The 9,857-nt window shown below is 65.5% G+C and carries 5 protein-coding genes and 1 pseudogene; 3 read left to right on the top strand and 3 right to left on the bottom strand.

The features are described 5' to 3' along the window. Positions 1-98: 98 nt before the first annotated feature. The 3 genes from SE92_RS25995 to SE92_RS26005 all read right to left on the bottom strand — a co-directional run bounded on the left by SE92_RS25995 (position 99) and on the right by SE92_RS26005 (position 5,314). On the bottom strand, positions 99-734 hold the full coding sequence (locus SE92_RS25995) for a LysE family translocator (RefSeq protein ID WP_063199793.1): 636 nt from the start codon (positions 732-734) through the stop codon (positions 99-101). A 258-nt stretch (positions 735-992) separates the two neighbouring features. Beyond that, positions 993-4,052 carry a DNA polymerase I gene (gene polA / locus SE92_RS26000; RefSeq protein ID WP_063199796.1) on the bottom strand — a complete coding sequence of 1,020 codons (3,060 nt, stop codon included), beginning with the start codon at positions 4,050-4,052 and terminating at the stop codon, positions 993-995. A gap of 194 nt (positions 4,053-4,246) precedes the next feature. Further along, positions 4,247-5,314: an acyltransferase family protein gene (locus SE92_RS26005; protein ID WP_063199798.1), complete on the bottom strand. Its 1,068-nt coding sequence runs from the start codon at positions 5,312-5,314 to the stop codon at positions 4,247-4,249. Between the two features lie 202 nt (positions 5,315-5,516). Here SE92_RS26005 and SE92_RS26010 point away from each other — a divergent pair, with 202 nt between their 5' ends. The 3 genes and pseudogenes from SE92_RS26010 to SE92_RS26020 form a co-directional block, all read left to right on the top strand. After that, positions 5,517-6,833 carry a UDP-glucose dehydrogenase family protein gene (locus tag SE92_RS26010; RefSeq protein WP_063199801.1) on the top strand — a complete coding sequence of 439 codons (1,317 nt, stop codon included), beginning with the start codon at positions 5,517-5,519 and terminating at the stop codon, positions 6,831-6,833. Positions 6,834-6,959: 126 nt separating this feature from the next. After that, a complete protein-coding gene (gene hrpB, locus SE92_RS26015; RefSeq protein WP_063199804.1) occupies positions 6,960-9,434 on the top strand; it encodes an ATP-dependent helicase HrpB in 2,475 nt (824 codons plus the stop codon). Positions 9,435-9,596: 162 nt separating this feature from the next. After that, positions 9,597-9,857: pseudogene (locus SE92_RS26020) on the top strand (TIGR02281 family clan AA aspartic protease); the annotation flags it as partial.

Consider the following 9,857-nt stretch of genomic DNA (forward strand, 5'->3'; position numbering starts at 1 on the left):
GCGTGCGAGATGGTCGGGAGACCTGTACCCCCTCACCCGAATTCGATCTGCGATCGAATTCGACCTCTCCCCGCAGGCGGGGAGAGGTCAAACAAGCCTCACACCTTCTTCGCTTCCACCGCCATCCTGACCGCGAGCCCGGCCAGCACGGTGCCCATCAACCAGCGCTGCACCAGCATCCAGCTCGGCCGGTTTGCCAGGAACAGCGCGATCGATCCGGCCGCGAGCGCGATCATCGCGTTCACGCTGACGCTGATCGCGATCTGGATCGCGCCCAGCACCACCGATTGCGTCAGCACGCTGCCGGCGGCGGGATCGATGAACTGCGGAAGCAGCGCCAGATACAGCATCGCGATCTTGGGGTTGAGCAGGTTGGTGACAAAACCCATCGCGAACAATTTGCGTGGGCTGTCGATCGCGAGCTGCTTCACCTGGAACGGCGATCGGCCGCCCGGCTTCACCGCCTGCCAGGCAAGCCAGAGCAGATAGCCTGCGCCGGCAAAGCGCAGCGCGTCATAGGCAAAGGGAATGGCGAGCAGCAGCGCCGTGATGCCGAACGCCGCGCACAGCATGTAGAACACGAAGCCGAGCGCGACGCCGCCGAGCGAGACGATGCCCGCCGCGGGGCCTTGCGTGATCGAGCGGGAGATCAGGTAAATCATGTTCGGTCCCGGTGTCAGCACGAGACCGAGGCAGACCAGGGCGAAGCCGAGCAGGGCGGAGGTGTGGGGCATGGATGAACCGGTGCGGGAGATGGCACGATTCTAATATGCGAGGCGAGGCGGAGCCATTGCGCAATTGCTCGGAGGACAATTCAGCGGTGCCGCGCACTCAGTGCGCTCCCTCGCCCCGTTCTTACGGGGAGAGGGTTGGGGTGAGGGGCCTCTCTCCGCGCATGAGATCGTTGAGAGACCTGTACCTCCTCACCCGGAATCCGCGCTACGCACGAATTCCGACCTCTCCCCGCAGGCGGGGAGAGGTTAAGAGGCAGCTTAATGCGCCTCGTCCCAGTTCTTCGCCGCGCGTGCGTCGACATGCAGCGGCACTGAGAGCAGCACGGCCGGGAACGGCGCGTCCTGCATCACGTGCTGCACGACCGGCAGCGTCGCCTCGACCTCGGCGTCCGGCACCTCGAAGATCAATTCGTCGTGCACCTGCAGCAGCATCTGCGCCGATAGCTTCTTTGCGGCGAGCGCGTCCTCCACCCGCGTCATGGCGCGGCGGATGATGTCGGCGGCGGTGCCCTGCAGGCGCGCGTTGATCGCAGCGCGTTCGTTGAAGGCGCGCACCGAGGCGTTGGAAGCCTTGATATCGGGATAGTGGCATTTGCGGCCGAACAGCGTGGTGACGTAGCCGTGGCTGCGACAGAAATCCCGCGTCTCGTCCATGTAGGCGCGGATGCCGGGGAAGCGCTCGAAATACTTCTTGATGTAGGCCGAGGCTTCCTCGCGCGCGATGCCGAGCTGGTTGGCGAGGCCGAACGCGGAGATGCCGTAGATGATGCCGAAATTGATCGCCTTGGCGCGGCGGCGGATCTCGCTCGGCATGCCCTTGATCGGCACGCCGAACATTTCCGACGCGGTCATGGCGTGAATGTCGAGGCCGTCGCGGAACGCCTGCTTGAGCACGGGAATGTCGGCGATCTCGGCCAGCAGGCGCAATTCGATCTGCGAATAATCCGCGGAGACCAGCTTGTGCCCCGGCGTTGCGATGAAGGCGCGACGGATCTTGCGGCCATCCTCGGTACGAACCGGGATGTTCTGCAGATTCGGCTCGTTCGACGACAGCCGGCCCGTCGTGGTCGCGGCCAGCGCGTAGGTCGTATGGACGCGATGGGTCTGCGGGTTGACGTAGTTTGGCAGTGCGTCGGTGTAGGTCGATTTCAGTTTCGAGACCTGGCGCCACTCCAGGATCTTGCGCGGAAAATCGTGGCCCTGCTCGGCGAGCTCGTCGAGCACCTGGGCGGTGGTCGACCACGCGCCTGTCTTGGTCTTGGTGCCGCCGGGCAGACTCATTTTGCCGAATAGGATGTCGCCGATCTGCTTGGGGCTGCCGACATTGACCGGCTCGCCCGCAATTTCCTGGATCTCGGCCTCGACGCGCGCCGCGGTCTGGGCGAAATCGCCGGACAGCCGCGACAGCACCTGGCGGTCGATCGAGATGCCGCGCCGCTCCATGCGCGCGAGCACCGCGACCAGAGGCCGTTCCAGGGTCTCATAAACCGTGGTCATGTGCTCGGCGACGAGGCGCGGCTTCAGCACGCGCCAGAGCCGCAAGGCGACGTCGGCGCCTTCGGCCGACAGCGCGGCGGCCTTGTCGATCGGCACCTGGTCGAAGGTGATCTTGCCCTTGCCGCTGCCGAGCAACTCGCTTTCCTTCAGCATGGCGTGGCCGAACCAGCGCTCGGCGAGCGAGTCGAGTTCATTCGAACCTCGTCCTGCGTCGAGCACATAGGAGATCAGCTTGGCATCGTCGATGTTGCGCAAGGTGATGCCGTGCTGCGCCAGCATCACGGCGGTGAATTTGAGGTCGAAGCCGATCTTGAGGATGCCCGCCGATTCCAGCACCGGCTGCAGCGCCTCGATCGCATCAGCGTGCTTGACCTGATCGGGCGCGAGGCCGGCATCGAACAGGCCGGCGCCGCCGCCGGACTGCTTGTGCGCCAGCGGCACATAGCAGGCCTCGTTCGGCGCCAGTGCCAGCGCGATGCCGCAGAGATCGGCCTGCATCGGGTCGATGGAGTTGGCCTTGATCTCGATCGCGACATGACCGGTATCGTGGATCCGGGCGACGAAGGCGTTGAGCTCTTCGAGCGACTTGATCGCCTGGTATCTGGCGCGGTCGACCGGCAGCTTGCGCAAGGCCTCTTCGCGCGCGGCAGCCAGCGAGATCGGCGCGCCCTTCGGGCTCGCCGACTTGTCGCCCTTGTCGCCGCCCGTCGCAGGGGCGGCGAAGAGATCGCGGGAAGTCTCGGACGATGTCGGCTTCGCTGTGGCCTCGCCGCCCCGCGCGCTGCTGCTGTTGCTCGCATCGGCATCGACATTGGCGGGATCGATCTGCGAATACTCGGCGACGCGGCGCGTCAGCGTGGTGAACTCCATCGCCTTCAGGAACGCGATCAGCTTGCGCGCGTCGGGCTCGTGCACGGCGAGGTCGTCGAGCGGCACCTCCAGATCGACCTTGTCGTCGAGCAGCACGAGCTGTCGCGAAATGCGGGCCTTCTCGGCGTTCTCCAGCAGCGCCTCGCGCCGCTTCGGCTGCTTGATCTCGGTGGCCCGGAACAGCAATTGCTCGAGGTCGCCATATTCGGTGATGAGCTGCGCCGCGGTCTTGATGCCGATGCCGGGCACGCCGGGCACGTTGTCGGTGGAATCGCCGGCCAGTGCCTGCACCTCGACGACCTTCTCCGGCGGCACGCCGAACTTCTCGATCACCTCGGGAATGCCGATGCGGCGATCCTTCATGGTGTCGTACATCATGATCTTGTCGTTCACGAGCTGCATCAGGTCCTTGTCGGAGGACACGATGGTCGTTGTGGCGCCGCGCTCGCAGGCCTGCCGCGCATAGGTCGCGATGAGGTCGTCGGCTTCGAAGCCGCCCTGTTCCAGGCAAGGGAGGTCGAAGGCACGCACTGCTTCGCGGATCAGCGCGAATTGCGGAATGAGATCCTCGGGCGCCGGCGGCCGGTGGGCCTTGTATTCGGAATAGATCTTGTTGCGGAACGTGACTTCCGACTTGTCGAACACGATCGCCAGATGGGTCGGCCGGTTGTCGGCGGGCATCTCGCGCAGCAGCTTCCACAGCATGTTGCAGAAGCCGAGCACGGCGTTGACCTGCAGCCCGTCGGACTTGCGGTTCAGCGGCGGCAGCGCGTGATAGGCGCGAAAGATGTAGCCGGAACCGTCGACCAGGAAGATGTGGTCGCCCTTGCCGGCGGCCTTCGCCGAAATCGGTTTGGCAGCAGCTGGCGCAGCCTTTTTGCTGTCGGCGGCTTTGGGCTCAGCAGCCTTGGTGTCAGCTTTGGCGGAGGTCTTTGAGGAGGTTTTGGGCATGGCCGCAATGTATGAATTTTTGCGGGCTTTGACAGCCTTGAGAGCGGGATTTTTGGCTTGCTGGCGCAGCTATCCCCACTGTCATTCCCGGCGAAAGCGGGGAATCCAGTACGCCCCAGCCTATCGGTCGACAACGACTGTCTCTGGAATACTGGGTCGCCCGGTGAGGCTGGGCGACGACATCGAGGTTGCGGCTACTCCGCCGCCTGCAACCGCACGCCGGCTTTCTTCGGCGCAATCCAGAACGCGGCCGGCCGCTCGAACAGGAAGTGCGCATGGAGCCGCAGCGCGATCTGCCAGATCGCGAGCGCGCCGAGCACGCCCGCGACGGTGACGATCAGCGACACCGTGCCGATGTCGGGGATGATGCCGGTGCGCAGCAGCAGCGTTCGGGTTGTCGCCATCGGCAGGAAGAAGGCGAGATAGATCACGATCGAATGTTCGCCGCAGAAGCGCAAGGCGTTCATCCATTGCGCGCGTGCGAGCAGCGTGCCCATCGTGATGATCGCGCAGGCGCCGGCAAAGCCGAGCACGAGCGAGACGATCTTCCATTCGCTGGCCCCCGATACGACGAGGCCGGTATTGACCAGAACCCAGGTCGCGAGCGCTGCGAGCGCAAGCGACGGATGATTGCGCGCGCGGTCCGACAGCGCAAACACATAAGGCGCGAACAGGTAGCCCGAATAGAAATAGACGAAGCGCGCGCAGAACTCGTCGATGACGGTCCAACCGGTCGTGATGCGCGCCGTCTCCAGTGCGGCGGCAACGAGCCAGACCGCGAGTGGCGGAATCCTGCGTGTCAGTTTTGTGACGACGAAGAAGATCGGCAGCAGATAGATGAACCACAGCGTGCCGAACGGCTCGATGAACGATTCGAGATACAGCAGGCCCACATGCTGCCAGCTTGTCTCCGCCGCGAAGGCCGGCGCCTTGAAGCCGAACTGGATTGTCACCCAGACGACATAGAAATAGGCGAAATGCACCACCTTGCGGTCAAGATAGGTTCGCCAGTCGCGGTCGATCACCAGCGCCAGGAACAGCCCCGAGATCAGGAAGAAATCCGGCATCCGGAACGGCTTTGCGAAGGCCACGAGAACATGCATGAAGCCGGTCTGGCCGGCGGCGAGCTCGACGCCGAGCACCGAATGCATCATCACGACCATAATGATGCAAATGCCCTTGGCGTAGTCGACCCAGTCGACACGCGCGGCAGCCGTGGCCTCAACGCCTCCGCTGCCTGCGATTGTGCCTGATGGTGCCATGGTGTCTCTTTTCGAGGCGTGTTCCGCCCCGTCCTGTTCGGGGGTGGGTCAGTGTGGGGCCGCTACGGTTTCCCACTTCTTTACCGATTCACTTCTCGTGCCGCTTTTTTCGATGCGGACTGTTCCTTCCCCTCGGGAAAATGCTAAACCGCCCAGCGTCGGGGTTTCATTTTTCGTTAACCAATCCAAGACAGGGATTTTCATGCGTATCGCGATGATCGGCACGGGCTATGTGGGACTGGTGTCCGGGGCTTGCTTTGCCGATTTCGGTCACGACGTCACCTGCGTCGACAAGGACGAGAAGAAGATCGCGGCGCTCCACCGCGGCGAGATCCCGATTTATGAGCCCGGCCTCGACGAGCTGGTCGCCACCAACGTCAAGGCCAAGCGGCTCGAATTCACAACCGATCTGTCGAAGCCCGTGGCGGATGCCGATGCGGTGTTCATCGCGGTCGGCACGCCCTCCCGCCGCGGCGACGGCCACGCCGATCTCTCCTATGTCTACGCCGCCGCGAAGGAGATCGCGCAGTCGCTTTCCGGCTTCACCGTCGTGGTGACGAAGTCGACCGTGCCTGTGGGCACCGGTGACGAGATCGAGCGCATCATCCGCGAGGCCAACCCCACGGCTGACGTCGTGGTCGCCTCCAACCCCGAGTTCCTGCGTGAGGGCGCGGCGATCCGTGACTTCAAGTTTCCCGATCGCATCGTGGTCGGCACCTCCGACGAGCGCGGCCGCAAGGTGATGAGCGACATCTATCGTCCGCTGTCGCTGAACCAGGCGCCGCTGATGTTCACGGAACGCCGCACCGCCGAGATGATCAAATACGCCGCCAACGCGTTTCTCGCGACCAAGATCACCTTCATCAACGAGATCGCCGATCTCTCCGAAAAGGCCGGCGCCAACGTCCAGGAAGTCGCGCGCGGCATTGGCCTGGACAACCGCATCGGCACCAAGTTCCTGCATGCCGGTCCCGGCTTCGGCGGCTCGTGCTTCCCGAAGGACACCAAGGCGCTGATCAAGATCGCACAGGATTACGATGTGAGCTTGCGCATCGTCGAATCCGTGCTGGCGGTGAACGAAAACCGCAAGCGCGCGATGGCGCGGAAGGTGAGCCAGGCGCTGGGCGGCAATCTGCGCGGCAAGACCGTCGCGGTGCTCGGCCTCACCTTCAAGCCCGACACCGACGACATGCGCGATGCGCCGTCGATTCCGCTGGTCACGGGCCTGATCGACATGGGTGCGAAGGTCAAGGCGTTCGATCCCGTCGGCATGGAGCAGGCCAAGAGCGAGCTCCCTGACATCACCTATTGCGATGACGCCTATTCCTGCGCGCAAGGCGCCGATGCGCTGGTCATCGTCACCGAATGGGTGCAGTTCCGCGCGCTCGATCTCGACCGGCTGAAGACCGTCATGGCGCAGCCCGTCGTCGTCGACCTCCGTAACATTTATCGCCCCGAAGACATGGAAGCCGCCGGCTTCACCTATGAGAGCGTCGGCCGCCCGCCGGTGCAGGGCTGACAGTTACACATTCTCTTGAACAGCCGTCATGGCCGGGCTTGTCCCGGCCATCCACGTCTTGTTCACTGCCGGATGAAAGAACGTGAATGCCCGGCACAAGGCCGGGCATGACGACGGGATCAATTCTTGCCCCGCAGCTTCGACACGCCCCTGCCGATCGATGCCGTGCTCGACGATTTGTCGCGCACGTTGGAGGCGCATAACGTTGCCGTGCTGGTGGCGCCGCCGGGGGCCGGCAAGACCACGCGGGTGCCGCTCGCCCTGCTCGACGCGCCCTGGGCCAGGGGTAAGAAGATCATCGTGCTGGAGCCGCGCCGTATCGCGGCGCGCGCCAGTGCCGATCGCATGGCCAAGTCGCTGGGCGAACGCACTGGGGAGACCGTTGGTTACCGCGTCCGGTTCGGCTCAAAGATTTCGCGCACCACGCGCATCGAGGTGGTGACCGAGGGCATCTTCACCCGCCAGATCCTCGACGATCCCGAACTGTCAGGCGTTGCCGCCATCCTGTTCGACGAATTCCACGAGCGCTCGCTCGACGCCGACATGGGCCTCGCGCTGGCGCGCGATGCGCAGACCGGCCTGCGCGAAGATTTGCGCATCCTCGTGATGTCGGCAACGCTCGACGGCGCCCGCGTGGCAAGGCTGCTCGGCGAGGCGCCCGTCGTCGAGAGCGAAGGCCGCGCCTTTCCGGTCGAGACGCGCTATCTCGGCCGCAAGGCGGATGCGCCGATCGAACGGCAGATGGCGGATGCGATCGCATCCGCGCTGCGCGCCGACGGCGGCTCGGTGCTGGCCTTCCTGCCGGGCGCCGCCGAAATCCGCCGCACCCAGAACTTCCTTTCCGAGCGCGTGCAGGACGCCTCCATCGAGATCGTGCCGCTGTTCGGCGCGCTCGACGCCGCGGTGCAGGATCGCGCGATTTCGCCCGCACCCAAGGGCAAGCGCAAGGTGGTGCTGGCGACCTCGATCGCGGAGACCTCGTTGACCATCGAAGGCGTGCGCATCGTGGTCGATTCCGGGCTCGCCCGCGTGCCCCGCTACGAGCCCGACATCGGCCTGACGCGGCTCGAGACCGTGCGCGCCTCGCGCGCGGCGGTGGATCAGCGCCGCGGCCGCGCCGGCCGCACCGAGCCCGGAATCTGCTATCGCCTCTGGGACGAGCCGCAGACGGCCTCGCTCGCACCCTACACCCAGCCGGAAATCCTGAGCGCCGACCTGTCCTCACTGGTGCTCGATCTCGCGCAATGGGGCGTCGCTGATCCCGCCGCGCTGTCGTTCCTCGATCCACCGCCGGCGCCGGCGTGGAAAGAGGCCAAGAGCCTGCTCACCGAGCTCAACGCGCTCGATGCCGACGGCCGCATCACCGCAGAGGGAAAAAGCCTGCGCGCGCTGGCGCTGCCGCCGCGGCTGGCGCGCATGATCGTGGATTCGCATCGCGCCGGCGAGGGCGAAGCCGCCGCGGAGATTGCCGCGATCATCACCGAGCGCGGGCTTGGCGGCGACAGCGTCGATCTCGAGCATCGGCGCGACCAGTTCCGCCGCGATCGCTCACAGCGCGCGTCGAGCGCACGCGATCTGGCGCGGCGCTGGGCCTCGCAAGTGGCGGCGTCGGAGAAAGCGGGACCGCAGGAGGATCTCTCGACCGGTTTGATGCTCGCCTACGCCTTCCCGGACCGCGTCGCGCGCAACCGCGGCAATGGCAGTTTTGTTCTCGCCAATGGCCGCGGCGCCGCCGTCGAGCAGACTTCCTCGCTCGCCCGCGCACCCTACATCGCGATTGGCGAGATGACGGGCACGGCCGCGAGCGGCCGCATCCTGCTCGCCGCGCAAATCAGCGAGGAGGAGATCGAGCGACACTTTGCCGAGCATATCGAGAGCGCCGACGAGATTTCGTTCGATCGCGGCGCGATGGCGTTGCGCGCGCGGCGCAAGCGCGTGTTGCATGCGATCACGCTGTCGGAAGCCACGCTCGCCGTGTCGCCCTCGGAGGACACCGCGCGCATCTTCGCGGACGGATTGATCGCCGCTGGCCTCGACCGGCTGCCCTGGTCGAAGGCCGCCAAGCAATGGCGCGACCGCGTGATGTTCTTGCGCAAGGCCGAGGGCGACAGCTGGCCCGACCTGTCGGACGAAGGGCTGATCGCGCGGCGCGATGACTGGCTGGTGCCCGCGCTCTACGACAAGATCGCGCTGAAGGACATTTCCCCCGGCGATCTCTCCGACGCGCTGATGGCGCTCTTGCCCTGGGAGATGCGCGCGCGACTCGACCGCGAGGCGCCGACGCATTTCGAGGCGCCGACCGGAAGCGTGCTCGCGATCGACTATGAGGCCGAGCAGGGGCCGACCATCGCGGTGCGGCTGCAGGAATTGTTCGGTCTCAACACCCATCCCTCGATCGCCGCCGGCAAGGTACCGTTGGTGCTGGAGCTGTTGTCGCCGGCGCAGCGCCCGGTGCAGGTGACGCGCGATTTGCCGGGCTTCTGGCGCGGCAGCTACGCCGCCGTGCGCTCGGACCTGCGCGGCCGCTACCCGCGCCATCCCTGGCCGGACGATCCGGCCAACGCGCAGCCGACGCGGCGGGCGAAGCCGCGGGGGACGTGAGAGGTCTTCTTCCTCGCCCCGCACTTATGGGGAGAGGTTTAGGTTACCCCATTAACCCTCCGCTCATCCTTTTCGTCAAAATAGCAACGCTCCGCCCGCGGCGTCGCTCGCGGCTTGGCGTGTCGCGTGGTGAAATCGGGCTTTCGGCTCGGAAGTGGTGTAATGCGTAACATTATGATCATCGCGGCCATCATGATCGGCCTCGGCACCTTCATGGCGCAGATGGCGGACAAGATGAGCTCGGCTTCCGCAACCTCGGCGCCGCGTACGACGGTCGCCGTCGCGACGGCTGCGCCGACCGGCGGCCGCAGCCTCGCCATTTCCCGCGACGGCCGCGGTCATTTCCAGACCGAGGGCCGGATCGAGGGGCAGCGCATCGGATTCATGGTCGACACCGGCGCCTCCGTGGTTGCGCTGAATGAG

It is taken from the genome of Bradyrhizobium sp. AT1 (genome assembly GCF_001590795.1).
Classification (GTDB): domain Bacteria; phylum Pseudomonadota; class Alphaproteobacteria; order Rhizobiales; family Xanthobacteraceae; genus Bradyrhizobium.